General features: G+C 75.9%; 22 protein-coding genes. 5 read left to right on the top strand and 17 right to left on the bottom strand.

The window, feature by feature from the left end:
- Positions 1 to 154: 154 nt before the first annotated feature.
- The gene (locus tag SH587_RS02295) at positions 155 to 1,258 is read left to right on the top strand and encodes an HtaA domain-containing protein (protein ID WP_320668937.1); all 1,104 of its coding nucleotides are present in this window, start codon (positions 155 to 157) and stop codon (positions 1,256 to 1,258) included.
- 49 nt (positions 1,259 to 1,307) lie between these two features.
- Here SH587_RS02295 and SH587_RS02290 read toward each other — a convergent pair whose 3' ends face one another.
- The 9 genes from SH587_RS02290 to SH587_RS02250 form a co-directional block, all read right to left on the bottom strand.
- Positions 1,308 to 4,121: an aconitate hydratase gene (locus SH587_RS02290; protein WP_320668936.1), complete on the bottom strand. Its 2,814-nt coding sequence runs from the start codon at positions 4,119 to 4,121 to the stop codon at positions 1,308 to 1,310.
- Positions 4,122 to 4,164: 43 nt separating this feature from the next.
- Positions 4,165 to 4,578, bottom strand: coding sequence for a PIN domain-containing protein (locus SH587_RS02285; RefSeq protein WP_320668935.1), 414 nt, complete (start codon positions 4,576 to 4,578; stop codon positions 4,165 to 4,167).
- Positions 4,575 to 4,799 (bottom strand): ribbon-helix-helix protein, CopG family, encoded by a 225-nt coding sequence (locus SH587_RS02280; RefSeq protein ID WP_320668934.1) that lies wholly within the window; start codon positions 4,797 to 4,799, stop codon positions 4,575 to 4,577. Before SH587_RS02280 ends, SH587_RS02285 begins: the two co-directional genes overlap by 4 nt.
- Positions 4,800 to 4,852: 53 nt before the next feature.
- Positions 4,853 to 5,599, bottom strand: coding sequence for a DsbA family protein (locus tag SH587_RS02275; protein WP_320668933.1), 747 nt, complete (start codon positions 5,597 to 5,599; stop codon positions 4,853 to 4,855).
- Positions 5,596 to 6,081 carry a vitamin K epoxide reductase family protein gene (locus tag SH587_RS02270; RefSeq protein ID WP_320668932.1) on the bottom strand — a complete coding sequence of 162 codons (486 nt, stop codon included), beginning with the start codon at positions 6,079 to 6,081 and terminating at the stop codon, positions 5,596 to 5,598. The genes SH587_RS02275 and SH587_RS02270 overlap by 4 nt, the downstream gene beginning before the upstream one ends.
- Before the next feature lie 6 nt (positions 6,082 to 6,087).
- A complete protein-coding gene (locus SH587_RS02265; protein ID WP_320668931.1) occupies positions 6,088 to 6,909 on the bottom strand; it encodes a DsbA family protein in 822 nt (273 codons plus the stop codon).
- 127 nt (positions 6,910 to 7,036) lie between these two features.
- Positions 7,037 to 8,791, bottom strand: a complete 1,755-nt coding sequence (locus tag SH587_RS02260; RefSeq protein ID WP_320668930.1) for a copper resistance CopC/CopD family protein — start codon at positions 8,789 to 8,791, stop codon at positions 7,037 to 7,039.
- Positions 8,788 to 9,465 (bottom strand): hypothetical protein, encoded by a 678-nt coding sequence (locus SH587_RS02255; protein WP_320668929.1) that lies wholly within the window; start codon positions 9,463 to 9,465, stop codon positions 8,788 to 8,790. Before SH587_RS02255 ends, SH587_RS02260 begins: the two co-directional genes overlap by 4 nt.
- A 134-nt stretch (positions 9,466 to 9,599) precedes the next feature.
- On the bottom strand, positions 9,600 to 9,836 hold the full coding sequence (locus SH587_RS02250; protein ID WP_320668928.1) for a hypothetical protein: 237 nt from the start codon (positions 9,834 to 9,836) through the stop codon (positions 9,600 to 9,602).
- A gap of 132 nt (positions 9,837 to 9,968) precedes the next feature.
- Between SH587_RS02250 and SH587_RS02245 the strand changes: the two genes are divergently transcribed.
- Positions 9,969 to 10,772, top strand: coding sequence for an NlpC/P60 family protein (locus SH587_RS02245; RefSeq protein WP_320668927.1), 804 nt, complete (start codon positions 9,969 to 9,971; stop codon positions 10,770 to 10,772).
- Here the strand turns inward: SH587_RS02245 and SH587_RS02240 are convergent.
- Together SH587_RS02240 and murD are read right to left on the bottom strand one after the other, a co-directional pair.
- Entirely contained in the window at positions 10,769 to 11,932 is a 1,164-nt protein-coding gene (locus tag SH587_RS02240) for a PQQ-dependent sugar dehydrogenase (protein ID WP_320668926.1), read from the bottom strand. The two genes, SH587_RS02245 and SH587_RS02240, sit on opposite strands and share 4 nt — an antisense overlap.
- 51 nt (positions 11,933 to 11,983) lie before the next feature.
- A complete protein-coding gene (gene murD, locus SH587_RS02235) occupies positions 11,984 to 13,456 on the bottom strand; it encodes a UDP-N-acetylmuramoyl-L-alanine--D-glutamate ligase (protein WP_320668925.1) in 1,473 nt (490 codons plus the stop codon).
- A gap of 125 nt (positions 13,457 to 13,581) precedes the next feature.
- Here murD and SH587_RS02230 point away from each other — a divergent pair, with 125 nt between their 5' ends.
- Positions 13,582 to 14,355, top strand: coding sequence for a hypothetical protein (locus tag SH587_RS02230; RefSeq protein ID WP_320668924.1), 774 nt, complete (start codon positions 13,582 to 13,584; stop codon positions 14,353 to 14,355).
- Here SH587_RS02230 and SH587_RS02225 read toward each other — a convergent pair.
- From SH587_RS02225 to SH587_RS02210, 4 genes are all read right to left on the bottom strand, one after another.
- The gene (locus tag SH587_RS02225; protein WP_320668923.1) at positions 14,349 to 14,846 is read right to left on the bottom strand and encodes an RNA polymerase sigma factor; all 498 of its coding nucleotides are present in this window, start codon (positions 14,844 to 14,846) and stop codon (positions 14,349 to 14,351) included. The genes SH587_RS02230 and SH587_RS02225 overlap by 7 nt on opposite strands.
- A 72-nt stretch (positions 14,847 to 14,918) precedes the next feature.
- Complete coding sequence (locus SH587_RS02220) at positions 14,919 to 16,166, bottom strand: winged helix-turn-helix domain-containing protein (RefSeq protein WP_375341719.1); 1,248 nt, start codon at positions 16,164 to 16,166, stop codon at positions 14,919 to 14,921.
- A gap of 88 nt (positions 16,167 to 16,254) precedes the next feature.
- Positions 16,255 to 17,724 (bottom strand): MurL-like N-terminal domain-containing, encoded by a 1,470-nt coding sequence (locus SH587_RS02215; protein ID WP_320668921.1) that lies wholly within the window; start codon positions 17,722 to 17,724, stop codon positions 16,255 to 16,257.
- Between the two features lie 9 nt (positions 17,725 to 17,733).
- A complete protein-coding gene (locus SH587_RS02210; RefSeq protein WP_320668920.1) occupies positions 17,734 to 20,076 on the bottom strand; it encodes a molybdopterin oxidoreductase family protein in 2,343 nt (780 codons plus the stop codon).
- Between the two features lie 60 nt (positions 20,077 to 20,136).
- On the opposite strand from SH587_RS02210, the gene SH587_RS02205 reads away from it, so the two are divergent.
- Entirely contained in the window at positions 20,137 to 20,589 is a 453-nt protein-coding gene (locus tag SH587_RS02205; RefSeq protein WP_320668919.1) for an RpiB/LacA/LacB family sugar-phosphate isomerase, read from the top strand.
- Complete coding sequence (locus SH587_RS02200) at positions 20,586 to 21,587, top strand: cupin domain-containing protein (protein ID WP_320668918.1); 1,002 nt, start codon at positions 20,586 to 20,588, stop codon at positions 21,585 to 21,587. The genes SH587_RS02205 and SH587_RS02200 overlap by 4 nt, the downstream gene beginning before the upstream one ends.
- Here the strand turns inward: SH587_RS02200 and SH587_RS02195 are convergent.
- Together SH587_RS02195 and SH587_RS02190 are read right to left on the bottom strand one after the other, a co-directional pair.
- Complete coding sequence (locus SH587_RS02195) at positions 21,515 to 23,665, bottom strand: AMP-binding protein (RefSeq protein ID WP_320668917.1); 2,151 nt, start codon at positions 23,663 to 23,665, stop codon at positions 21,515 to 21,517. The genes SH587_RS02200 and SH587_RS02195 overlap by 73 nt on opposite strands.
- Positions 23,665 to 24,588, bottom strand: coding sequence for a 1-acyl-sn-glycerol-3-phosphate acyltransferase (locus SH587_RS02190; protein WP_320668916.1), 924 nt, complete (start codon positions 24,586 to 24,588; stop codon positions 23,665 to 23,667). Before SH587_RS02190 ends, SH587_RS02195 begins: the two co-directional genes overlap by 1 nt.
- Positions 24,589 to 25,122: the final 534 nt, after the last annotated feature.

The following is a 25,122-nucleotide window of genomic DNA, read 5'->3' as shown; positions in this document are numbered from 1 at the left end:
GGATCGCGGGCGGACGACCCGCCGGGCGGCCTGAACCCTAGCGCCGCCGGGCCGTGCGGCGACCCGGCGGTGCGCGACCGGCCCATGGTTCGCGCCCAGGCGGCATCCTGTGTGCTTACGGGTCACGCACCCGCGTCGTCCGAAGGGGGTCTGCATGCCGCACCGTCACCGTCCACGTCGCCCGTTCGCGCGGGGGTTCGCGCCCGCGGCCACGGTCGCGACGCTCGCGTTCGCGCTCGTCGTGCCGGGCGTGGCGAGCGCCGCCTCGACCGCGCCGTCCGTGATCGGCGGCGGCACGACGACGATCAGCTTCAGCCCGGCGGGCAAGCGCAACCTGCGGCGGGCGGGGATCACGGTCCGGGCGCTGCCGACGGCGACCACGCTCTCGACGGGGCAGTTGAAGCTGCCGGTCTCGCGGGGGCTGATGCGGCCGAAGAGCCTGACCGCCAAGGTCGACCACCTGGGCGGCGGGATCGAGTTCCGGCGCGGCGACCGGGTGCTGACGATGACCGAGCTGCGGATCACGATCGGCAAGCGCACGATCCGCGGCTCGGCGGTCCTGGAGGGACGGCGGACGAGCCTCTTCCGGGTGCTGCTGAAGGGCGCGCGGATCCGGGCCACGAAGCGCTCGCTGATCGTCGAGCGAGTCCAGATGCGGGTGGCCTACGCGCTGCTCCAGGCGACGCGGAAGTACCTGCGGACCTCGAAGCTCCAGCGCGGCTCGCTGGGGACGATCAAGCTCGAGGCGACGGTGGCCCCCTCGACCAAGGCCCAGCTGACCTTCGGCGGCGGGGCGACGACCCTGACCTTCAACGACGGCGTCGAGGGGGGCCTGGCCCAGAAGGGCGTGACGGTGACCCCGCAGGGCCCGGCGACCACCACCGGCCGCGGCGCCTACGCCTTCCCGATCACCAGCGGCGCGATCAACAAGACCACGTTCCGCGGCCTCTTCCAGCACAGCGGCGGCCTGACCTTCGCCGCCGGCTCGACCGCGTTCACCCTCGAGGACCTGGAGATCGTCCTCGACGGCAGCCAGCCGCACGTCAACGCCCGCGTGGCGACCGATCGCTTCGCCGTCTTCAACCTCAACCTGCGCCGGATCAAGGGCGCGGTCGAGGGCAACCCGGTCCGGATCGAGGGCGCGGTGGCGACCCTCACCTCGAACGCCGCCTCGGCGCTGAACAAGGTCCTCGGCACCACGACGATCACGAAGGGCACGCCGATCGGCCGCTTCGACATCGTCGCGGTTCGGCGCTGAGAGGGTCGGCGGGCCTTCCCGGGAAGGCCCGCCGACCACCCGCGGGAACTCAGCCCGCCGCCACCAGCTGGCGCAGCACGTAGAGCAGGATCCCGCCGTGGCGGTAGTAGTCCGCCTCCTTCGGCGTGTCGATCCGGACCCGCGCCTCGAACGTCTTCTCGCCGGCCGTGACGGTGACCGTCTTCGGCAGCTCGCCGGCGTTGAGGGCGTCGGCCAGGCCGGAGATCGAGAACGTCTCGTCGCCGGTCAGGCCGAGCGAGTCGGCGCTCTCGCCGTCGGGGAACTGGAGCGGGAGGACGCCCATGCCGACCAGGTTCGAGCGGTGGATCCGCTCGAAGCTCTCGGCGATCACGGCCCGGACGCCGAGCAGGTTGGTGCCCTTGGCCGCCCAGTCGCGCGACGAGCCCGAGCCGTACTCCTTGCCGCCGAGGACGACCAGCGGAGTGCCCTCGGCGATGTACTGCTCCGACGCCTCGTAGATCGAGGTGACCTCGCCGTCCTTCTTCGTGACCCCGCCCTCGGTGCCCGGCGCCAGCAGGTTGCGGAGGCGGATGTTCGCGAAGGTGCCGCGGATCATCACCTCGTGGTTGCCGCGCCGCGAGCCGTAGGAGTTGAAGTCGGCCGGCTTGACGCCGTGCTCCTCCAGGTAGCGCCCGGCCGGGCCGTCGCGCTTGATCGCGCCGGCCGGCGAGATGTGGTCGGTGGTCACCGAGTCGCCGAGCTTGGCCAGGACCTTCGCCCCGGCGATGTCGGTGACCGGCGCCGGCTCGGCCGGCATCCCGTCGAAGTACGGTGCCCGCCGGACGTAGGTCGAGGCGTCGTCCCAGGCGTAGCGGTCGCCGGTCGGGACGTCGAGGCCCTTCCAGTTCGCGTCGCCGTCGAAGACCTGGGCGTAGCTGCTGCGGAACATGTCCGCCTGGAGCGCGTCCTGGACCGTCTGGGCGACCTCGTGCTCGGTCGGCCAGATGTCGCGCAGGTAGACGTCGCCGCCGCGCTCGTCCTGGCCGATCGGGTCGCTCTCGAAGTCGAAGTCCATCGTCCCCGCGATCGCGTAGGCGACCACCAGCGGCGGCGAGGCCAGGTAGTTCATCTTCACGTCGGGGTTGATCCGGCCCTCGAAGTTGCGGTTGCCCGAGAGCACCGAGGTGACCGCCAGATCGCCCTGCTGGACCCCGGCCGAGATCTCCTCCGGCAGCGGCCCCGAGTTGCCGATGCAGGTGGTGCAGCCGTAGCCGACGAGGTTGAACCCGAGCGCGTCGAGATCCTCGGTCAGGCCCGCGCGGTCGAGGTAGTCGGTGACCACCAGCGAGCCCGGTGCCAGCGACGTCTTGACCCACGGCTTGCGGTTCAGGCCGCGCTCGCGGGCCTTGCGGGCCACCAGGCCGGCGGCGACCATCACCGACGGGTTCGAGGTGTTGGTGCAGGAGGTGATCGCGGCGATCACCACGTGGCCGTGGTCGAGCGGGAAGCTCTGCCCGTCGTAGGTCACGTCGACCGCGGTGTCGGACTCGGCGACGGCGGTCCCGAGCTCGGTGTGGCCGGCGGTCGCCTCGGCCGGCGGCGGCGGGAAGGCGCCCCCGTTCGGCTCGGCCGCGGCGGTCGGGTCGCTGGCCGGGAAGGTGTTCGCCAGCGCCTTGTCGTAGGCCCCGGGCTCGCCGGCGCCGTCGTGGAGCAGGTCGCCGAGCGAGGTCCGGAAGGCCTCCTTCGCGACCCGCAGGCCGATCCGGTCCTGCGGCCGCTTGGGACCGGCGATCGACGGCTCGACGTCGGCCAGGTCGAGCTCGACGATCTGGCTGAAGGTCGGCTCCTCCTGCGGGTCGTGCCAGAGGCCTTGGGCCTTGGCGTAGGCCTCGACCAGGTCGACCTGCTCGCGCGGGCGGCCGGTGAAGGTCAGGTAGTCGAGCGTCACCTGGTCGATCGGGAAGATCGCGCAGGTCGAGCCGAACTCGGGGCTCATGTTGCCGATCGTCGCCCGGTCGGCCAGCGGCAGCCGGCTGACGCCCTCGCCGAAGAACTCGACGAACTTGCCGACGACGCCGGTCTTGCGCAGCAGCTCGGTGACGGTCAGGACCAGATCGGTCGCCGTCGCGCCCTCGGGCAGCTCGCCCTTGAGCTTGAAGCCGATCACGTTCGGGATCAGCATCGGGATCGGCTGGCCGAGCATCGCCGCCTCGGCCTCGATCCCGCCGACGCCCCAGCCGAGCACGCCGAGGCCGTTGACCATCGTCGTGTGGGAGTCGGTGCCGACGAGCGTATCGGGGTAGGCCTGGCCGGTCTTCTCGTTGACGAAGACCGCCCGCGACAGGTACTCGAGGTTGACCTGGTGGACGATCCCGGTGTCCGGCGGGACGACCTTGAACGACTCGAACGCCTCCTGGCCCCAGCGCAGGAACTGGTAACGCTCCTTGTTGCGCTCGAACTCCTTCTCGGCGTTGATCTGGAACGCCTGCGGGTTGCCGAAGGCGTCGACCTGCACCGAGTGGTCGATCACCAGCTCGGCCGGGACCAGCGGCTCGATCTTCGACGGGTCGCCGCCGAGCTCGGCCATCGCGTCGCGCATCGCGGCCAGGTCGACGACCGCCGGCACGCCGGTGAAGTCCTGGAGGACGACCCGGGCCGGCGTGTAGGCGATCTCCTTCGAGGGCTCGGCCTTCGCGTCCCAGGTGGCCAGGGCCTCGATCTGCTCCTTGGTGACCGACCCGTCGCCCTCGTTGCGCAGGAGGTTCTCGAGCAGGATCTTGAGCGAGTAGGGCAAGCGGGCGACGTCGTACTGCGACTGCAGCGCGTCGAGCCGGTAGATCTCGTACGAGCGGTCGCCGACGGACAACGTGTCCTGGGCGCCGAAGCTGTTCGTGGTCGTCATGCGCGGGTCCTTCGGGTGTCGGTGAGGGGCGGGGAGCCGGGGTTCAGGCGTCGGCGGGCAGCAGGGTGAAGGGCTGACCGTTGCGGTCCGTGACCGCGCGGAAGTGCTGGAGGTCGAGGGTCGCGATCCGGGTCGTGTGCAGCCGCGCCGCCAGCGCGACCAGCGACGCATCGGTCAAGCCGATCTCCGGGCGTCCACGGGCGACTGCGATCGTGTCGCGCAGGCCGTCCGCCCACCAGCGGAGACCGTAGACGCCGGCGTCGAAGTCGTCCCAGACCAGCTGCTGACCGTCCGGGCCCCCGACGCGGGCGGCGAAGTGGTCCATCTCGGCCAGCGCGAGCGGGGTCGTGACGAAGTCCTCATCGGTCGCCTGGAAGTAGGCGGCGACCTCCGCGTGGGCGTCGTCGCGCCGATCGGTCAGGGCGACGAAGAAGCTCGTGTCGAGGACGATCGTCACTCGCCGAAGCCTGTCTCGGCCAGGAACTCGTCGACGCGCGAGGAGAGGTCTCCGCGCCCGCTGCTGAAGGCCCCGATCGACCTCGGCAGCTGTCGCTTGGGCCGCACCGCCCCGCTCAGCGTCCGACGGATGAACTCGGCCTTGGTGATGCCCTCCTCGGCGGCACGGAGGGCGAGCGCCTCGTCGAGCTGGTCCTCGATGTAGATGCTCGTCTTCTTCACGACTACGTAGGGTATCACCCTACGTACCCGACCTTCAGGGTCGGAATCGCCGCTCAGGGCTGCAGCTCGGCGACCGCGTCGCCGATCCGGCCCGCGCGTCCGCCGAGCGCGCTGCGGCCGATCTCGCGGGCGTCCCGGCCGCCCCGCGCGCCGACGAAGTAGCTGGGCGTCCCGCCGACGTCCCAGCGCTTGGCGAGGGCGTCGGTCTCGGCCATCAGCCGCCGGCCCCCGGCGTCCTCGCGCACGCTCAGCGGCAGCCCGGCCAGCCCCGGGCCGACCTCGCCGATCCGCCGCAGCAGCCGGTCGTCGATCCAGTTCCCGCCCTCCGGGCCCTGGTTGAAGAACAGCATCACCGCGAGGTTCCAGGCCCGGCCGCGGGCGGCCAGCGCGTCGACCGCCATCCGCCCCTGCTGCGAGTTGGGGGCCAGCCGGCCGAGCAGCCGCAACTCCAGGTTCGCCTTGCCCGGCCGCACCTGGTCGTCGATCAGCGTCCGCAGCTCGTCGCCGGTGACGTCGCTGCGGCAGAAGGGGCAGTGGAGGTCGGCGAAGAGCGTGATCGTCGCCGGGGCGTCCGGCCGCCCGAGCACCAGCCCGCGCTGGGGCACGCCGCGCAGCAGCGCCTGCGTCTCCTTCGCGCCGCGGATGCCGTTGGCCGAGCGGGTGCCCTTCTCCCCGCCCCCGCCGAGCGCGCCGCCCGCGATCGCGATCCCGAGCAGCACCACCAGCGCCAGCAGCGCGACGCCGAGCAGCTGCCAGCGCCGGGCCCGCAGCCGGTCCAGCTCGGCGTCGTCGAGGCTCATGCCCCCGCGAGCTCGCCGTCGTCGGACGCGGCGCCGTCCTCGTCGTCGTCCGCGTCGAGGGTCGCGACCGCCAGCCGGTCGGGACCGCGGACGAAGCGGGCGGCGCTGATCAGGAAGAGCAGCGTCATGCAGACCGCGCTCGTCGTGCAGAAGGGGCAGAACGCCTCGAGCGTGATGTAGGCCCGGTACATCAGGTAGAGCGAGAAGAGGAAGCCGCCGCCGGTGGCCACCACCAGCGCCAGCCGCGCCGTCTCGCCCCGCAGGCTGAGCGTGCCCAGGATCACCACGTAGCCGGCGATGCCCAGCACCGACACGGGGATCCCGAACAGCTCGGACCACTTCGACTGCTGCACGATGGTGCAGCCCCCGCTGACCCCGCAGACGCCGCCGTGGGCGTACTTGGAGTACGTCAGGTAGCCGGCCGCGCCCAGGCCGATCAGGGCGATGACGAAGCTGGCGATGCGCAGCCGGCGGTCGAGCATGGGGGGCTACTTCGCCTTCTTGGCGGCCTCGTCGACCGCCTTGGTGATGTCGTCGATGCTGGTGAAGTTCTGCACCGGCCGGTACTCGCGCGTGCCGCGGGCCTGGACGAAGAGCGACGGGGTGCCGGTGGCGCCCAGGTCCTCGAACAGCTTCTGGTCGGCGGCCTGCGCGTCGCGGTTGGTGGCGGTCAGCCGCGAGGAGATCTGGCCCTCGGGGACGCCGACCGCGAGCGCGATCTCCTTCAGCTTCTTGTCGGTCGCCCAGCTCTCCTGCTCGGCGCCCTGGTTGTAGTAGGTCGTGTGGACGAACGCCCAGTACTTGTCCGTCGTCAGCAGGTTGTTGGCGACGGTCCGCGCGCGCTCGCCGTCGACGGTGCCCATGTTCGGATCGATCACGTTGACCAGCCGGACTTCGAGGTTCGCCTTCCCCGTCCGGACCAGGTCCTTGATGATCGTCGGCTGGTTGGTCAGCTCGTGCTCCTTGCAGATCGGGCACTTGAGGTCGGCGAACTCGATGATCGTCGCCGGCGCGTTCGGCTGGCCGAGGCGGTTGCCCTTGACCGGGATCCCCTTGAGGAGGTCGGTCGTCTCCTTGACGCCGGTGACCGTGCCGCCGCCGGGGACGTTCGTCTTCGTCCCCTTGTCGGCGGGGTCGTCCTTGAAGACGCCCGCGGCCAGGACGATGCCGACGACGACGACGATCGCGAGGACCGCCGCGCCGAGGATCCCCAGCCGCTTCTTGCGGTCGGCGGCTGCTCGTTCGGCTGCTTCGCGCTCCAGCCGCGCCTTGCGCGCAGCGTCCTGCTTGCTCTTCGATCCGGAGGGCATGCGCGGCATTCTGGCGCATTCGCGGGCGCGAGCCCTGAACCGACGGTAAAGGGTTCCTCAGGATCGTTGCGGACGCAAGCGCCGACGGCGACGATTCGGAGCCGCCGGCGTTCCCGTCGCGGCCCGCTCAGCGCACCCGCACGGGCAGCTCGACCTCGATCTGATCGAACGCCGAACGGCGCAGCTCGACGCTGATCCGCCAGCCGCCGCGGGTGGCCAGCGGCACCGCCGGCGCCAGCCAGTGACCGGGACCGGCGGGCCGCGCCGGCACGTCGAGCGGGGTCCCGCGGTTGGGCGGCAGCGCCCGCACCCGCAGCTCGGCCACCCGCGCCAGCGGCCGCCCGCGGCGGTCGAGCACGTACAGGTGGAGCGCGTTCGGTCCGCGGCGGGCCGGGTCGACCACCAGCTGGACCTCGAGGTCCTCGACGTCGCGGGTGACGGCGACCGGGCCGCTCGTGGTCGCCTTCGGCGGGGCGTAGCCGGCCAGCGCGCCGGTGGTCACGAGGACCGTGGCCAGCAGCGCCAGCTCGGCCCGCAGCGCCGTCCGCACGTGGCGGCCGGTGGCGGCCGGCGGCGCGTCGCCCTCGCCGTCGTCCCCCTTCCCCGCGGCCAGCCGCCGCAGCCGCGGCAGCAGCAGCTCGCGCTGGAGCGCCGCGATCCCGATCGCGACCGTCAGCAGCGTCGCCTTGATCAGGATCGCGCGGCCATAGGCGCTGTCGGTCAGGTCGTAGAGCGTGGTCAGCTGGAGGATCGCCAGCGTCGTCCCGGCCACGGTCAGCGCCGCCACCGAGACCAGCGCGACCGGCGAGAAGCGCAGCAGCACCGCGGCCAGCAGCGCCGTCCGCGGCTGCCCGGTCGGCAGCGCGCGGGTCGCCCGCGGCAGCACCAGCAGCAGCGCCGCCAGCCCGCCGACCCAGGCGCCCATCCCGGCCACGTGGACGATCTCGACCGGGATCAGGACCGCCGCCGGCGACGACGCGGCCGCGTGGCCGCCGAGCGCCGGAGCCACCACCAGCAGCACCAGCAGCGCCCCGGCGGCGACCGCCAGCGGCCCGCGCGGAGCCCGCACCAGCCGTCCCGCCAGCCCGGCGAGCAGCGCGAAGGCCGCCGCCGAGAGCGCGAACCAGATCCCCGTCCGGGTCCCCAGCACGTCGCCGAGCGCCCGCGGACGGAGCGCGTCGAGCAGGCCGGTCCCGCCGGCGTTGGCCGTCTGCAGCACCAGCGCCGCCAGCGCCCCGACCGCGCCGACGATCGCCGCGCCGCGCAGCAGCCGCCGGGCCGCGCGCGCGAACGGCTCGCGGGCCGGCTCCTGCACCCGGCCGGCGGCGAGCAGCGGCCGCCAGACGGCCAGCAGCAGCACCAGCAGGCCGACGACGGCGCCGATCCCCAGGTAGCGGACCGCCCGCGCGACCGCCAGCCCAGTCCCGATCCCGGCCGGCGCGCTGGCCGCCGCGGCCTGGGTGCGGACGTCGAGCGGGACCGCGGTCACGCCGCGTCCGACGGTGAAGGTGATCCCGCCGCTGACCGGGTGGCCGTCGGCCGAGACCACGCGGTAGGTGGCCGTGTAGGCCCCGCGGCCGGTCCCGCTCCGCAGCCCGACGGCCAGCGCCGAGCCGCCGTCGGTCCGCGTGACGTGGCCGTCGTCGACCCGGCGCCCGCGCTCGTCGACCACCCGCAGCGCCCCGAACGCGCCCTCGACCTGCTCGCTGAAGCGGAAGACCACCCGCTCCGGCGCCCGCTCGACGACCGCGCCCGAGGCCGGCTGCGAGCCGGTCAGCGAGGCGTGCGCGCCCGCCACCGCCGGCAGCGCCAGCGCCACCAGCAGCGCCAGCAGCGCCAGGCGCAGCGCCCGCCCTGGCGCGGTGCGGGCGGCGGGGCTCACCACGCGTCCTCCCGCTCGGCGACCCCGCCGTCGGCCGCCCGCCGCCGGCGTACGACCACCACCGTCGCCGCCGCGGCGACCAGCAGCACGGCCAGCGCGACGATCGCGGGCAGCGGCACGGAGCTCTCCTCCTCGGGGGTCCAGAAGAGCGTCCCGTCGATCGCGGCCGGACGACCGTCGACCCGGATCGGGACCTTCCAGTCGTAGACCTTCGTCCGCCGCCCCGGATCTGTCACCTGCGGCGGTCGCTTGGCCCCCATCCAGTGGATCCGGTGGTCGTGGAACTCGATCCGGCCAGCGCGGTCGATCGTCCGCCAGACCGGATCGGCCTTCGCGTCGGCGCTGGCCGGCACCGTCGACCGGCCCTTCGGATCGTCGTTGAGGTAGGCGGCCGGGCTGCGCTCGTTCTCCTCGACGGCGCCGTTCGGCAGCAGCCGCAGGTAGGGCTCGTCCTGGTAGCCGGGGATCTCGATCAGGTGCGGCCCGCCGTTGCGGAGCGCCAGCCGGTCGCCGCGGTCGAGCACGGACACCTCGAGCCCGGCCGCGGCCGGGCGGACGCCGGTCAGGACCGAGTCGTAGTCGGGGTCGGCCTGGTGGGCGGCGGCGGGCGCGGCGGCGACGGCCGCCAGCAGCAGCGCGATCGGGACGGCCAGGGAACGGCGGAAGCAGGGCACGGGGACCTCGGGGTCGCACGGACGATGACGCCTGGGCGCGGACGCTGCCGGCCGGCGTGCGGGGACGGGCGCGCGGGACGGGGTCCGTCCGGCGACGCTCGCGGGTGGCGGCGCTCGCGGCGGGCGAGCGCGGGTCAGGCGACGACGAGCGGCGGTCCGCGCGACGAGCGGGCACCCCAGGCGGTCCGCCCGTGCGGGTCGCGACGGCGCTCGGGCCGCGGCGAGGAGATCCGTCGATTGCCGGCCGGAAGACGGCGGCGAGCGCGGCGCCGGGCCGCCCGCAGGATCCGCTCCTCGCCCGGCAGCCAGCCGGCCAGCACCAGCGCGCCGACCAGCAGCGCCGGCAGCAGCAGCAGGAGCGCGTCGAGCACCCGCGCAAGGCTACCTCCCCCCGGCTCGCGTGGCGGATCGGCCCCGCGCGCCGGGGGTCAGCCGCCACGCGAGGCCGGGCGGGCGAGCCGGGCGGCCACGCGAGGCGCGAGGCCGGGGTATCGTGGGCGACGATGGACGCGGAGCCCACAGCCCCCCGCCCCTGGTGGCGCCGGCGCGGCCCCTACGCCGTCGCGGTGGCGGCGGTCGCGATCGGCGGCGGCGTCGCCCTGGCCGGGGCTGGCGGGTCGAGCGGGCCGCACGCCGAGATCCACGCCTGGGCGCTGCACGCGCCGGCGCTGCCGATCCCGGTCGAGGAGCCAGTCGGCGCGCCCGACCCCGCCCCCGCCAGCCGCCAGCGCGAGCGGGCCGCGGCGCCGCCGGCCGACGAGCAGGCGCCCGACACGCTGCCCTCCGGCGCGCCGTCGGACGAGCAGGTGGCCGAGGAGTTGGAGCGGGCCCTCAGCGGCGGTGGTGGGGACGGCAAGAAGGCCCGCACCGCCCGCACGCTGATCAGCGCCGCCACGGTCGACGGCAACGGCATGGCCTCGATCCCGCCGGACGCGCCGAACCGGGTGGTCCAGATCATCCAGGCCGCCAACGCCGTCGCCCGCAAGCCGTACGTCTACGGCGGCGGCCACGGGCGCTTCGCCGGCTCGATCTGGTCGGACACCGCCTACGACTGCTCGGGCTCGATCAGCTACGCGCTGGCCGCGGCCGGGGTGATCGACGCGCCGATGGTCTCGGGCGCGATGGCCGAGGAGTTCGAGCCCGGCCCGGGCAAGTGGGTGACGATCTACGCCAACGGCGGCCACGCGTTCATGTTCGTCGCCGGCCTCCGCTTCGACACCTCGGGGCTGCGGCAGACCGGGTCCCGCTGGCAGTCGGCCACCCGCGGGGTCGCCGGCTTCCGCGAGGTCCATCCCCGCGGGCTCTAGCGCAGCTCGAGGACCTGCCCGCCGACGGTGCCGACCAGCACCCGGCCGCGGGCATCCTGCAGGTAGGCCGACTGGCGGGGGACCTTCGCCGGCTCGCGCCGCATCGGGTGGTGGCGGCCATCGGCGGCCACCGACCAGGTGACGCCGTTGCAGAAGTCGCCGAAGACGTAGCGGTCGGCGAGCGCCCGCGGGGTCGCCGAACGACCGTCGCCGCGGCGGACGACGACGCCGCCGGTCACCGAGCAGGCGCCGCCGCGGTGGGCGTACGAGGCGACCGGCCAGGTCAGCCGGCCGGCCGGGTTCAGGTCCTTGCCCTGCTGCCGGCGGCTGCCCTCGAACGCCGCCCAGCCGAAGTTGGTCGGCGGGTCGAACCGCTGGGTGCGGGCGTAGGGCAGGCGGTCGATCTCCTCCAGCGTCTGCTCGCCGACGTCGCCGATCCAGAGGTCGCCGGTCCGCGGATCGACCGAGGTCCGCCACGGGTTGCGGAGGCCGTAGGCCACGATCTGCCAGCGGGGACGGGCGGCGGCCGGGTCGTAGCGCAGCAGCTTGCCCAGCTGACTCTTCAGGTCCTGGCCGTTCTGGCGCGGGTCGAAGGCCGAGCCGCCGTCGCCCAGGCCCAGGTACAGGCGGCCGTCGCGGCCGGTCACGATCGCGCCGCCGTTGTGGTTGGCGTAGGGCTGCTCGACCTGCAGGATCGTGCGGCCGCTGGTCGGGTCGACCCGCCCGCCGCGGAGGGCGTAGAGCGCGACCCGGGTATTGCCGTCGCGGTCGCTGTGGTGGACGGCCACCCGCTGCGGCTGGCCGCCGCGGCGGGGCAGGAAGGCCAGCCCCAGCAGCCCCTGCTCGCCGCCGAACTTGACGATCGGCCGCAGGTCGAGGAACGGCGCGCCGGCGGCCGGACCGTCGCCGTCGAGCCAGCGCGCGGTGCCGACCTGCTCCAGCACCAGCGTCCGCCCGCGGCGGCCGGGCTCGCTGACCAGGCCGGTGACGGCGCGGAAGCCGCGGGCCAGCGGACGCGCCTGGACCCCGGTCGTGGCGGCCACCTGGCGGGTCGGCCCGGCGCCCTTCGGCGCCCGGTCGCGGGCGGCGTCCGCGGTCTCGTCGCCCCCGCAGCCGGAGAGCGCCACCGCGACGGTCAGGAGCACGGGGATCGGAAGCACGCGCCACGCCATCGACGTTCGAGCATACGGACCGCACCGTCCGGCCCGCCGTCAGCCGGAGGCGGCCACCGCGTCCGCGAACCGCGCTCCGCGGTCCTCGAAGTCGCGGAAGAGGTTGTGGCTCGGGGCCGCCGGCGACAGCAGCACGGTCGCCCCGGCCGGCGCCAGCGCGCGGGCGGCGGCGACCGCCTCGGCCATCACCGCTCCCGGGTCGACGCCGTCGACCTCGCGGACGGCGAGCGCGGCGCCGGCGGCCTCCGCGGCGGCCCGCACGGCGGCGGCCAGCGCCGGGCCGGTGCCGGGCAGCGTCACCAGCCCGGCCAGCTGGATCGCGGCGTCCGGCTCTCCGGCCGCGCCGGTCGCCACCCGCCCGGCGACCAGCGCCGCCACCAGCTCGTCGTAGCGCTGGTGACGGTCGTCGCCGCCGGCGATCAGGACCAGCGGGCCGGGCGCGAACGCGGCCAGGGCCGAGAGCGCCGTCTCCGGCGTGGTCGAGATCGAGTCGTCGACCCAGGTCCGCCCGTCGCCCGAGGGGACGACCTGCTGGCGGTGGGGCAGCGGCCGGAAGTCGCGCAGCGCGCCGGCCACGTCGGCGATCTCGTAGCCGAGCGCGCGAACCGCCTCGAGCGCCGCCGCGACGTTGCGGGCCCCGGTCGCACCCCGCAGCGGCAGCTGGTCGAGCGGGCTCAGGAGGCGGGCGCCGTCGCGCAGCGCGCCGTCGGCCACGTGCAGCCCGTCGGGCCGGTCGACCCACAGGATCGGGACCGTCGGCAGCCGCTCGGCCGCCGCCCGCAGGCCCGGGTCGGCGTACGAGAGCACCGCCAGCCGCGGCCCGTCGCCGGCGGTCAGGATCCGCAGCTTGTCGGCGTGGTAGGTCGCCTCGTCGCCGTGCCACGGCAGGTGGTCGCGCATCAGGTTGGTGACGACGGCGACGGTCGGCGCGCGCGGCAGGTCGGCCAGCTGGTAGCTCGACAGCTCGACCACCCACGCCTCGGGCGGGTCGGCGGGCCGCAGCTGGTCGAGCAGCGGGCGGCCGATGTTGCCGGCCAGCACGCTGCGGACGCCGGCCTTGCCGAGCAGGTGGTGGAGCAGCGACGCGGTCGTGCTCTTGCCCTTGGTGCCGGTGATCGCGACCACCGTCTCGCGGTCGCCACGCTCGGCCAGCCAGAGCGCGGTCCCGGAGGTGATCGTCGCCCCGCCGGCGCGGACGGCGTCGGCGTCGGCCCCGCGCACCGGCACGCCCGGCGAGCGGATCACCACCTCGCAGCCGGCCAGCGCCGCGATCCCGGCCGCGCCGACCACGACCGCCGGCGGACGGCCGTCGGGCCCGGCCGGCAGCGGCGGGGCGTCGGCCGCGGGCGCGCTCGCGCTGGCGACGACGACGGTGCTGCCCGGGGCGTGGGCGGCCAGCGTCCGGATCGCCGCCGCGCCCTCGCGTCCCGCGCCCCAGACCCCGACGCGACGGCCGGCCAGGTCGCCGATCCGGAGGTCGGCGGGCGGGAGGGGAACGGTGGCCGGGGGCACCGGCGGAGGGTATCCGCCAGGCCCCGCGCGACGATCGCCGCGGGGCGGGAAGAAGCGGCCGCCCGCCGGCGTCCTCTCCGGTAGACGCCCGCTCGCCGGGTCCCGCTGTGATACCTCCTGTGCCGATGCCCCAGCCACCGTCGAACCCCGGCCCGGACGAGCTGCTCGAGCTCGCCGCGCTGGCCGACGGCAGCCTCGACCCAGCGCGGCGGCCGGCGCTGGAGCAGCGGATCGCCCGCTCACCGGAGCTGCAGGCGGCGTTCGAGCGCCAGCGGCGGGCGCTGACCGCGGCCGCCGCGCTGCGCTACGAGCCGCTGCCGGAGGCGCTGCGGGCGACCGTCGCCGCCCAGGCCGCGGCCCGCCGCGCGCCGTCGCGGCCACGGCGGCGGCTGCTGCCGGTCGGGGCCGCCGCGGCGCTGGTCGCCGCAGTGGTGGCGGTGGTGCTCGCGGTCGGCGGCTCGACCGCCGATCCGGCGGTCGCCGACGTCGCCCGGGTCGCCGCCCGCGCCGTGCCCGGGCCGCCGCCGGCCGCCCGTCCCGGGGGCGAGCTGCTGGACGTCGCCGCCGGCGGGATCGACTTCCCCGACTGGTCGCGGCTGGGCTGGCGGGCCCGGGGCGTCAGCCGGACGACGGTCGACGGGCGGCGGGTGACGACCGTCGCCTACGGCCGCGGCCGGGCCCGGATCGGCTACGCGATCGTCGACGAACAGGCGCTCGACGAGCCGCGCGGCACCGTCGTCCGGCGCCAGGGCATCGCCTACCGCGGCCTGCGGGTCGACGGCCGCTCGACCGTCACCTGGCGCCGCGCCGGCCGCACCTGCGTGCTGACCGGCGAGGCCGACGTCGCCGAGCTGCTGCGGCTGGCGTCGTGGCGCGACGGCGGTGCCCTCGCCTACTGAGGGGGATCCTCGAGCGCCCGCGCCAGCCGGTCGCGGGCCCGCGACAGCCGGCTGGCGACGGTGCCGGGCGCGACGCCGAGCAGCCGCCCCGCCTCGTCGTAGCCGAGCCCGACCACGTCGACGGCGACGAAGGCGTCCCGGAACGGCTCGGGCAGCGCCGCGACCGCCCGCCGCAGCTCACCACCGGCCAGCCGCGCGGCCGGATCGGCGAGCGGGTCGGCGACGGCCAGCTCGTCGGGCAGCTCGGCCGTTCGCGGCCGCCGATCGCGGGTGCGGCGGGCGCTGATCAGCGTGTTGCGGAGCGCCCGCAGCAGGTAGCCGAGGTCGTCGCCGCGGACCAGCCGCGGGCGGGCCAGCAGCTGGGCACAGGTCTCCTGGACCAGGTCCTCGGCCTCCTCGCGCGAGTCGGTCCAGCCGCGGGCGGCCCGGTACAGGCGCGGCAGGTGCTCGACGACCCGCTCCGGATCGAGCCGGTGCGGCCGTCCGCTCACCCGTCCCCGTCCCCCGACGTCCGCACGGCGAGGACGGTAGCGGGAGCGCGGGCCGCCGGGAGCGGGCCGTCGCTAGCCGACCGCGCGCGCCAGGGCCGGCGCCAGGTCGCCGCGCGGCTCGACCGCGACCCCGTCGAGCCCGAGCCAGCCGGCCATCGACCGCAGCTCCGCGGCCAGCTCGCCGGCCACCCGCTGCTCGTCCCAGCCGCGCTGCTCACGCTCGCCGTGGGCGGCCTGGACCCGCAGCGTGCCGGCAGCGCGGTCCGCCTTCAGGTCGACCCGGCCGACCAGCTGCTCGCCGAGCAGGAACGGCAGCACGTAGTAGCCGTGGACGCGCTTCTCCCGCGGGACGTAGATCTCGATCCGGTAGCGGAAGCCGAACAGCGCCTCGGTCCGCGTGCGCTCGAAGATCAGCGGGTCGAACGCCACCAGCAGCGCACGGGCGTCGACCCGCCGCGGCCGCCGCGCCTCGGCGTGCAGGAAGGCCGGGCGCGACCAGCCCTCGATCCGCGCCGGCAGCAGCTCGCCGGCCGCGACCAGGTCGGCGATCGCGGGCCGCACCTGGCTCGGGCGGAGCCGGAAGTAGTCGCGCAGGCACTGCTCGGTGGCGACCCCGTGGGCGCGGGCGGCGATCCGCACCAGCTCGCGGATCGCGTCCTCCGGCGCCGGGTCCGGGGCGGCGGCGACCGCCGGCGGCAGCACCCGCTCGGGCAGGTCGTAGCGGCGCTCGAACTGCGGCGTCCGCCCGGCCGAGGTGACCCGCCCGCAGAAGAACAGGTACTCCAGCACCCGCTTCGCCTGCGACCAGTTCCAGCCGTAGCCGTTGCCCTCGCGGGCGCTGACCTGGTGGTCCTCGGTCAGCCGCCGCTCTAGCTCGACGGCGGTCAGCGGGCCGTGCTCGGCGATCTCGGCCTCGACCACCGCCACCAGCTCGCGGTCCTGGCCGGCGCGGCGGATCCCGCCCCATGCCTCCTCCTCGACCCGCGCCATCCGCCAGCGCAGCAGCCGGTGCGTCTCCGGCGGGACGAACGACGCCTCGTGCGCCCAGTACTCGACCAGCCGCCGCGGCCGGCGACCGGCGGCGCGGTCGAGCAGCGCCAGGTCGTAGGGCCCGATCCGGCTGAAGAGCGGCAGGTGGTGGGCGCGGGTGAGGACGTTGACCGAGTCGATCTGGAGCAGCCCGACGCGGTCGATCACCCGCTGCACGTGGGCCATCGTCACCCGCGCCGGGGGCCGCCGGTGGTGGCGGTCGGCGAACCCCTGGGCGGCGAGGGCGATCCGACGGGCCTGCGCGGTGCTGAGGTCCATCGCGGCGATCATCGCAAGCGCCGCGGACCGAACGCCTGTTCGCCCGCCGCCGGTCACGTTTCGGACGCTCAGCGACCGGAACGTGACCGGCGGCGGAGCGTCACGCGCCGAGGATCGCCGCCGCGGCCGGCGTGACGTCGTCCGGCAGCGCCACCCGCTCGTCGAGCAGGAACGGGGCCAGCAGCGCCGCCGCCTGGGCCGGATCGTCGTCGAGCGGCGCCAGGTGCTCGGCCCGCAGTCGCCGCACCACCGCGTGGCCGGCCCAGGGGCTGGGGCCGCCGCGGGCCCCGGAGACCGCCTCCTGCCCCGCGACCGGGCCGCCGTCCGGACCGCCGGCGATCAGCCGCATCGCGGCAAGCGACTCGGCCTCCTCGCCGACGCACTCGAAGGGCTTGTGCTCGCGCAGGCCGGCGAGGTCGCAGAAGCCGTCGTACTGGGCCAGGTCGTCGAGCATGTCGACGCCGAAGATCGCCCGCAGCGCCGGCGGGTCGAGCCACGGCGCCAGCGCCAGGAAGACGAACCGGCACTTCGGGCAGTCGCCGCACCAGTTCGAGCGCCGACGGGCCGGGTCGAGCCGGAAGACCGCGTTGCAGGACGTGAAGTGCGGGTGGTACCGCTCCAGCCGGCTGAAGGCGCGGGCGATCGCCAGCTCGCTGGCCGGCCGCAGCAGCGACCGGTAGTCGAGCCCGGCGACGACCTCGGTCGCCAGCAGCTCGCGGAAGCCGGCCTCGAAGGCGGCGCCCTTGCTCCACTGGTGGTTGACCTCGAGCCCGTTCCAGACCAGGTTGCCCTCGGAGGCCGAGCGCTCGTTGGCCATCGCGACCGCGTCGGCGCCGTGGAGGACCGCCGTCATCAGCGCGATCGTCGAGACGACCGCCGTCACCGGCACGTGACCGTTGAGCGCCCCGGCGGCGTTCAGCTCGCCGATGTTCGGCGACAGCGTCCGCAGCGCGACGGCGTGGGGGCGGCCGGAGGCCTCGACGCAGCGGACGATCGGCGTCGCCCGGCCGACCGAGAAGCAGACCGCGTCGCGCCCCGCCCGCTGGACGATCTCGAGCGCCACCACCGAGTCCTTGCCGCCGCCGATCGGGACCAGCGTGCGGCCGGTCGCGGGCAGCGCCGGCGGGCCGTCGTCGCTCGCCGCGCTCGCCGCCGGCGGGAAGGCGACCCGCTCGCGGACGTCGATCCGGTTGGTGTAGGCGAACTCCCCCAGTCCGAGCGTGTAGACCTGCTCCAGCAGCGCCCGCAGCCGCGGCGAGAGCGCGCCGCCGCTCCACCCTGCCCGCGGCTCGATCACCATCGCCGGCGGCACCGCGGTCTTGTAGTACGAGACGCCGGCCAGCAGGTGCAGCAGCCCCGCCAGCCGCCGCAGCGCCTCGCGGCGGGCCGGGTCGGTCGGCCAGTCGACGCCCTCGAAGCGGACCGTCTCGGCGAACGTCACGGCGTCGTCGAGCGCGTAGCGCAGGGTCACGGTGGCGGCCGGCTCGTCGATCTCGACCGCGACGAAGCGGAAGCTGGCGAAGGCGGTGGGATCGAAGCCGGTCGGGGCCGCAGCGCGGGTCTCGGGCACCGATCGAGCCTAGCGACCGCCGGTCGCGGCACCGGCCCCCGCGGCCACCGGCGCCGCGGCCAGCCGCCGCACCGCGACCGCCGCGACCTTGAAGGTCGGCTGCTTCGAGACCGGGTCCCAGCGGGTCGCCGTCAGCTCGTTGGCGGCGCGGTGGTGGCGGCGGGCGTCGTCCTCGGCCAGGTCCCACCAGCCGTAGTGGAAGGGCAGGAAGACCACCCCCGGCCGGCTGCCGGTGATCCGCGCCGGAGCCTCGACCCGGCCGCGGGCGTTGCGCAGCTCGACCCGGTCGCCCTCGCCGATCCCGAGCGGCTCGGCGTCCTCGGGCGCCAGCTCGACCCAGACGTCGGGCGCGGCGTCGCGCAGCTCCGGCACCCGGCCGGTCTTGGTCCGGGTGTGGAAGTGGTGGACGGTGCGGCCGGTGGTCAGGAGCAGCGGGTGGGCGGCGTCGGGCGGCTCCGGCAGCGGCACGACCGGGCAGCTGCGCAGCATCGCCCGCCCCTCCGGGTTCAGCGCCCGGTAGCCGTCGGCGCCGAACGACTCGCCGTTCAGCAGGTCGCGGCCGTAGCTCTCGGCGTCGTCCGGCGCGGCCCGGAAGCGGCCGTCGGCGTAGAGCCGCTCGCCGCCCCACTGGATGCCGCCGCGGGCCCGCAGGTCGTCGTAGCCGATCGCGCTGTAGTCGCAGGGGCGGCCGGCCGAGCAGCGCTGCCAGGCGCGGTAGGCCTGCTCCGGCGTCGTCCAGTCGATCAGCGGCGCGCCGTCGCGGTCGCGCAGGTCGAGCGCCCGCGCGAAGGCGAGGAAGATCTCCAGGTCGCTGCGGGCCTCGCCCGGCGGGGCCACCGCCCGCTCGCTCAGGTGGACGGTGCGGTCGGCGTTGGTGAAGACGCCGGTCTTCTCGCCCCAGGTCGCGCCCGGCAGCACCACGTCGGCGAGCGCGGTGGTCTCGGTCGGGAAGATGTCCTGGGCGACGACCAGCAGCCGCGGGTCGCCGAGGATCCGCCGGATCCGCGCCGCCTCGGGCAGCGAGACCGCCGGGTTGGTGGCGCTGATCCACAGCAGCCAGATCTCGCCCTGCTCGCAGAGGCGGAAGATCTCCATCGCGTGGGTCGGCGGGCCGTCGTGCGGGATCCGCTCCGGCTCGACGTTCCAGATCTCGGCCAGCTCGGCGACGTGGCCCGGGTTGGCCCAGTTGCGGAACCCCGGCAGGTCGCCGTTGGCTCCGGTCTCGCGGGTGTTCTCCGCCGTCGGCTGGCCGTTCATCTGCAGCACCCCGCAGCCGGGCCGGCCGAGCATCCCCCGCAGCAGGTGGATGTTGTTGACCTGGCAGGCGGACGCCGTCGCCTGGTGCGACTGGTAGAGGCCCTGGAGGACGGTCGAGGTCAGTGCCTCGCAGGTGCCGAGCAGCTCCGCCGCCGCCTCGATCGCGCCGGCGTCGACCCCGCAGATCGCGGCCGCCCGCGCCGGCGACCAGCCGATGGTCGAGCGGTCCAGCTGCTCCAGGCCGATCGTGTGGGCGGCCACGTAGCGGTCGTCGATCCAGCCGCGGTCGAGCAGCCGCCGGACCAGCGCCAGCAGCAGCGGCAGGTTGGTGCCGCTGCGGACCGCCAGGTGGACGTCGGCGGCCTGCGCGGGCAGCGTCCGGCGGGGGTCGACGACCAGCAGCCGCGGACGGTCGGGGCCGGCCAGCCGGTCGCGCATCCGCATCCACAGCACCGGCTGGGTCTCGGCGACGTTGTGGCCCCAGAGCGCCAGCGCGTCGCAGTCGAGGACGTCGTCGTAGGACCCGGGCTGCCCGTCGCAGCCGAACGACTCCTTCAGCGACTCGCCGGCGGTCGCGGTGCAGAGCCGGGTGTTGCCGTCCAGGTGCGGCGTGCCGATCCCGGCGCGGGCGATCGTGGTCAGCGTCCAGTACTCCTCGGCGAACAGCTGGCCGCTGGTGTAGAAGCCGATCCCGCCCGGACCCTGCTCGCCGAGGATCGCCTGGCAACGGTCGACGATCGTGGCCAGCGCGTCGTCCCAGTCGGTCGGCTGGAGCCGGCCCCCGCGGCGGACCAGCGGTCGCGTCAGGCGGTCGGGCGCGGCGTTGGCCTGCCAGCCGAAGAGGTCCTTGGGGCCGAGCCGTCCGCGGTTGACGCGGTCGTCGGCGCGTCCGCGGACACCGACGATCCGCCCGTCGCGGACGGCGACCTCCATCGCGTCGCCGTTCGAGTGCAGCAGCGACGCCGCCGGCGTCCAGCGCTCGACGTCGGCCTCGGTCAGGCCGTCGGCCAGCTGCAGGTCGACCCGGGCGGGCCACGGCGCGCCGCGGGCGATCGGGGTGACCGGGCCCCAGGGATCCTCGATCCGTTCGCGCACGCCCGTTCGCTACCCGCCGGCCCGCGGCGGCAAACGGCGTCCGCGGTAGGGTCGGGCCCGATGCGGATCGCCGTCTCGTCCGACTCGCTCGACGGGGTCGCCGGCGCCCTCGCCGACGCCCTCCGCGACCGCGGGCACGTGGTCGCGGCGACCCACGGCGCGCTCGACCCGCGGGAGCGCGACGACTGGGCCTGGGCCTCGGCCGCCGCCGCCCGGGACGTCGTCGCCGGCCGCGCCGACCAGGCGGTGGTCGCCTGCTGGACCGGCACCGGGGCCTCGATCGCCGCCAACAAGCTGCCCGGGATCCGCGCGGCGCTCTGCGGGGACGCGGCCACCGCCGCCGGCGCCCGCCGCTGGAACGACGCCAACGTCCTCGCCCTCAGCCTGCGGACGGTCTCGGCGCCGCTGCTCGACGAGATCCTCGACGCCTGGTTCGCGACCGCCGCCAGCGACGAGCCGGACGACCGCGCCAACGTCGCCCACCTCGACGCGCTCCCGGAGGAGACCGAATGACGCTCGCCGGCCCCGACGACCCGCCGATCCACCTCGACGACGTCCCCGAGCAGGGCTGGGAGGTCGGCGAGCTGCAGGCCACCCGCCGGCGGCTGGGCGCGGCGGCCGGCGCCCACCGGATCGGGGTGGCGGTGATCGACGTCGCGCCCGGTCGCCGCTCGACCCCGCCCCACAGCCACGCCGACGAGGAGGAGATCTTCCTGGTGCTGGAGGGCGACGGCCTCAGCTGGCAGTCGTCGGGCCGGGCCCCGGCCTGCTACCCGATCGCCGCCGGCGACGTCCTGGTCCACCCGGCGAACGGCCCCGCCCACACCCTGATCGCCGGTGAGCGCGGACTGCGGGTGCTGGTGGTCGCCGAGGGCTCGCGGACCAACATCACCTACCTACCGCGCACGAAGCAGTTCTGGCTCGGCCCCCGCTGGTCGCCGGCCGAGCGGCCGCATCCGTTCCAGGCCGACGCCGAGGCCGGGCCGCTGCCGCTGCCCGAGCCGACGGCCGAGCGGCCGCCGTCGATCGTCGCCCTCGCCGACTGTCCGCTGGAGACCGGCGGCGAGGGCCGCTTCCGCTGGGCGACCCGCAACGGCGGCCGCGTGGCCGGCGCCCGTCAGCTGGTGCTGGCGACCGACGAGCTGCCGCCGGGCAGCGTCAACAACCCACGCCACTGGCACACGATCGCCGAGGAGTGCTTCTACGTCCTGGGCGGCGGCGGCACGGCGGTGATCGGCGAGGCCCGCCACCCGCTGCGGCCGGGATCGTTCTTCCTGCGCCCGCCGCGGTCCGGGGTCGGCCACCGGATCGAGGCCGGACCGGAGGGGCTGGAGTACGTGACGATGGGCGACCTGATGCCGGGCGACGTCTGCGTCTACCCCGACAGCGCCAAGATCGCGGTCCGGCCCGGCGTCTTCCTGCCGATCCCGGCGCTCGCCTACTTCGACGGCGAGCCGGACGCGGCGGTCGCGCTCGACCCGCCGCCGGCGCCCCCGCCGACCGGCGCCTGATCGTCGCCCGCCAGCTCGCGGCGGAGGATCTTCCCGGTCGCGCCGCGCGGCAGCGCCTCGTGGAAGTGGACGTCGCGGGGCACCTCGAAGCGGGCCCGGTGGGCGGCGACGTAGGCCCGGACGCCGTCGGCGTCGAGCGTCGAGCCGTCGCGCGGGACCAGGTGGACGGCCAGCCGCTGGCCCCGCTCGGCGTCGGGCACGCCGACCGCGGCGACCTCCTCGACGTCGGGGTGGTCGGCCAGCAGATCCTCGATCCCGCGCGGGTGCACGTTCTCGCCGGCGGAGACGATCATATCGTCCTCGCGGCCGAGCACGAACAGCCGCCCGAGGTCGTCGAGGTAGCCGATGTCGCCGGTCTCGGTCAGGCCGTCGACCTGGGTCAGCCGGCTGCCGTCGGTGTAGCGGTCGTTGACGTTGGTGCCGCCGACCAGGATCCGGCCCGGCCGGTGCGAGGGCAGCGGCACGTCGGCGTCGTCGTAGATCCGGACCGCGGCGCCGAGCGGGACCCGGCCGGCGGTGCCGGGGGCCGAGCGCAGGTCGACCGGATCGGCGATCGCGGCCCAGCCGACCTCGGTCGAGCCGTAGAGGTTGTGGAGCCCGTCGCCGAAGGCGTCCATCCAGCGCAGCGCCAGGTTGCCCTTCAGCGCCGAGCCGGAGCTGGCCACCGTCCGTAGGCTCGACAGGTCGTAGGTGGCCCGCTGCTCGGGGTCGACCTCGAGGATCCGCTGCAGCATCACCGGCACCGCGATCAGCACGTCGACCCGGTGGCGGGCGATCGCGCGCAGCGTGTCCTCGGGATCGAAGCGCCGCTCCAGCACCACCGTCGCGCCCAGCAGCAGCGCCATCAGCAGGTTGACGTAGCCCCAGGCGTGGAACAGCGGGGGCGCGACCAGGAAGGTGCTGCCGTCGCGGTAGGGCAGCCGGTCGAGCAGCGCCACCGGGGCGTCGATCGGGATCCGGCTGCGGCGGCTGCCCTTCGGCGGCCCGGTGGTGCCCGAGGTCAGCAGCACCACCCGTCCCGGCGCGCCGGGGTAGCGCAGCCGGCGGCCGGCGCCCTCGACGATCAGCTCGTCGATCGAGCGGACGCCGCTGCGCGGGCGGTGGTCGTCGTCCCAGGCCGAGACGACCCGCGAGAGGGTGCCCGGGGCGCTGCCGCGCGCCTCGTCGATCACGCCCAGCAGGTCGGCGTCGCAGATCACCGCCGTCGGCCGCTCGCGGTCGATCACCGCGCGCACCTGCGGGGCGGCGAGGCCGGTGTTCATCAGCAGCGCGTCGGCGCCGGCCTTGCTGACGGCGATCAGCGCCTCGACGAAGCCGCGGTGGTTGCGGGCGGCCAGCGCCACCCGGTGGCCCTCGCCGACGCCGCGGTCGCGCAGCGCCACCGCCAGCGCGGTCGAGCGGGCGTCGAGCTCGGCGTAGGTCAGCGCCCGCTCGCCGTCGACGATCGCCAGCCGCTGCGGGTCGCGGACGGCGGCGGCCGAGTAGGCGCCGGCCGGCGTCGCGCCCCAGCGCCCGATCTGGCGAGCGATCGTGACGTACTTGTCGGGCCGCATCGGGCGGAAGACCCCGGCCCGCGCGAAGACCTGGACCGAGCGGGCGGCGGTCTCGGCCACCCGCACCGGGTTCGGCAGCCGCCGCGGCTCCGGCTCGTCGAGCAGCTGGCGGCCGAGCGCCCGCAGCATCTCGCGGGTCCGGCGGCGCATCTCCGGCAGCGCGATCACCCCGGCCAGCGCGCCGGGCACGCCGCCGGGCGGGTTGTAGCCGAGCCGGACCACGATCCGCGCGCCCTCGTCGTGGGCGCGGACGCGGATCCCGACGTGGAGGTCGATCCCGGTGACGCCGGTCGCGACCAGGTCGCGGCCCTCGACCAGCTCGGTGACCTCCAGCTCGCTGCCCAGCTCGGCCGCGCCGACCCGCAGCACCGTCCGCACGCGGGTGCCGCGCCGCAGCGGCCCGCCGCCGAGGACCTCGAAGACCTCGAGCCCCGGCATCGCGCGGCGGATCACGCGCGGGTCGATCGCCGCCCGCCAGGCGCGGGCGGGGTCGACGGGCAGGTCGATGCGCTCGGTGACCCGCATCAGCGCAGCACCGAGGGCCGTCGCCGGCGTCGCAGCTCCTGGCTCATCTCGTCCATCGTCCTCGACACGTGGGCGTGCACCGCCGCCGGGTCGGCGTCGGGCCCGAACCGGGCGGCGACGTCGATCGGCGGCAGCAGTTGGACCACCAGCCGGTTCGGCAGCGGCAGGTGCTCGAGCGCGCCGACCAGCGCCCGCGGCGGCCCGGCCGCGGCCAGCCGGCCGAGCGGCCCGCCGCCCAGCCGCCGCGCCAGCCCGCGCCCGCGGGCGGGGATCAACGAGGTGCCCTGGCCGCCGATCGAGACCACCGGCACGATCGGCACGCCGGTCTCCTGCGCCAGCCGCACGTAGCCGGCGGCGCTGCCGGCCGCCGCCGCGGCCCGCGGGTCGTCGCCGATCGCGGGGTGGGCCAGCACGCAGGCGCCGGCCGAGAGGGCGGTGCGGACGGCCTCGGCGTTGGCGGGCAGCATCCCCAGCCGCCGCAGGAAGCCGAGCCCGGGCGAGGTCGCCACGCGGTCGTCGACCAGCACGTGCAGCGGCCGCTCGGGCCCGAAGTGGCTGGCGAAGGCGAGCACCATCACGAAGCTGTCCGGCGTCAGGTTGCCGCCGTGGTGGTTGCCGACCAGCAGCACCGGGCGGTCGTGGGGGACGTGGTGGAAGCCCCGCACGTCGGCCCGGAACCAGAGGCTGGCCACGATCCAGGCGACCGGCATCAGGTCGCGGAGCAGGTAGCTGTCGCGATCGTCCAGCTCGTCGCTGGCCGAGCGCCGGCGGCCGCCCGCGCCGGGGACGCCGGCCCGGACCGGGGTCAGCGCCAGCCGGCCGACGGCGCCCGCGGCGTCGGCGATCTGCCCCAGCACGCCGGCGGCGACCGCCTCGGGCGACGGAGCGACGGCGGCGTCGGGAGGAGAGGAGGTTTCGGCCATGCGGAGACGACCGCGTCCGCTCGCCCGACGGGGGTCGGACGGGGCGCGGCCTCGGGAGCGTACCCAGCCGTTCCCGGCCCGTCGACCGTTCGCCCCGCAACGAGCAGCCCCGGACGGGGCCCGGTCGCAGAGGGGGGTAGCGGCCAGGCCCCATGCCCGGGGGATCGGGGGGGGTGTGGCGGCGCCGGAGCGACGGTGTGCCGCCCGTCGCTCCGGCGCCGTCCGCGGTGCACCGCCCGACCTCCATCGGATGGGACCACGGATGTCGTGGCCGGCCGGCGCTCCGCATCGGTGCCAGGGCCGTCGCACGCGACGACCCGACGTGGGCTACAACGGCCGAGCGCCCGGCGAATCAGGATCGATCGCGAAAGTTGGCGCGTTGCCACTCATCGCTTGCCGTGGGGACCGCCGCGCGGCCCCTTCCCGCCCTGCGGACCGCCGCCCGCCGGCCGGGAGCCCGCCGCCGGTCCGCCGCCGCGGCGACCGCCGCCGCGAGAGCCGGCCACGCCCGGCGCGCCGCCGGGCCGCGGACCG

Source organism: Patulibacter defluvii, from assembly GCF_034096925.1.
Classification (GTDB): domain Bacteria; phylum Actinomycetota; class Thermoleophilia; order Solirubrobacterales; family Solirubrobacteraceae; genus Patulibacter; species Patulibacter defluvii.
Note: the sequence above shows the minus strand (reverse complement) of the source record. Positions and strands in the feature narration are given on the sequence as shown.

Excerpts from the sequence above, each read along its gene's own strand:
- SH587_RS02295 (WP_320668937.1), top strand. The coding sequence starts at position 155 with ATGCCGCACCGTCACCGTCCACGTCGCCCGTTCGCGCGGGGGTTCGCG.
- SH587_RS02290 (WP_320668936.1), bottom strand. The coding sequence starts at position 4,121 with ATGACGACCACGAACAGCTTCGGCGCCCAGGACACGTTGTCCGTCGGC.
- SH587_RS02275 (WP_320668933.1), bottom strand. The coding sequence starts at position 5,599 with ATGAGCCTCGACGACGCCGAGCTGGACCGGCTGCGGGCCCGGCGCTGG.
- SH587_RS02270 (WP_320668932.1), bottom strand. The coding sequence starts at position 6,081 with ATGCTCGACCGCCGGCTGCGCATCGCCAGCTTCGTCATCGCCCTGATC.
- SH587_RS02265 (WP_320668931.1), bottom strand. The coding sequence starts at position 6,909 with ATGCCCTCCGGATCGAAGAGCAAGCAGGACGCTGCGCGCAAGGCGCGG.
- SH587_RS02245 (WP_320668927.1), top strand. The coding sequence starts at position 9,969 with ATGGACGCGGAGCCCACAGCCCCCCGCCCCTGGTGGCGCCGGCGCGGC.
- SH587_RS02230 (WP_320668924.1), top strand. The coding sequence starts at position 13,582 with ATGCCCCAGCCACCGTCGAACCCCGGCCCGGACGAGCTGCTCGAGCTC.
- SH587_RS02220 (WP_375341719.1), bottom strand. The coding sequence starts at position 16,166 with ATGATCGCCGCGATGGACCTCAGCACCGCGCAGGCCCGTCGGATCGCC.
- SH587_RS02205 (WP_320668919.1), top strand. The coding sequence starts at position 20,137 with ATGCGGATCGCCGTCTCGTCCGACTCGCTCGACGGGGTCGCCGGCGCC.
- SH587_RS02200 (WP_320668918.1), top strand. The coding sequence starts at position 20,586 with ATGACGCTCGCCGGCCCCGACGACCCGCCGATCCACCTCGACGACGTC.
- SH587_RS02195 (WP_320668917.1), bottom strand. The coding sequence starts at position 23,665 with ATGCGGGTCACCGAGCGCATCGACCTGCCCGTCGACCCCGCCCGCGCC.
- SH587_RS02190 (WP_320668916.1), bottom strand. The coding sequence starts at position 24,588 with ATGGCCGAAACCTCCTCTCCTCCCGACGCCGCCGTCGCTCCGTCGCCC.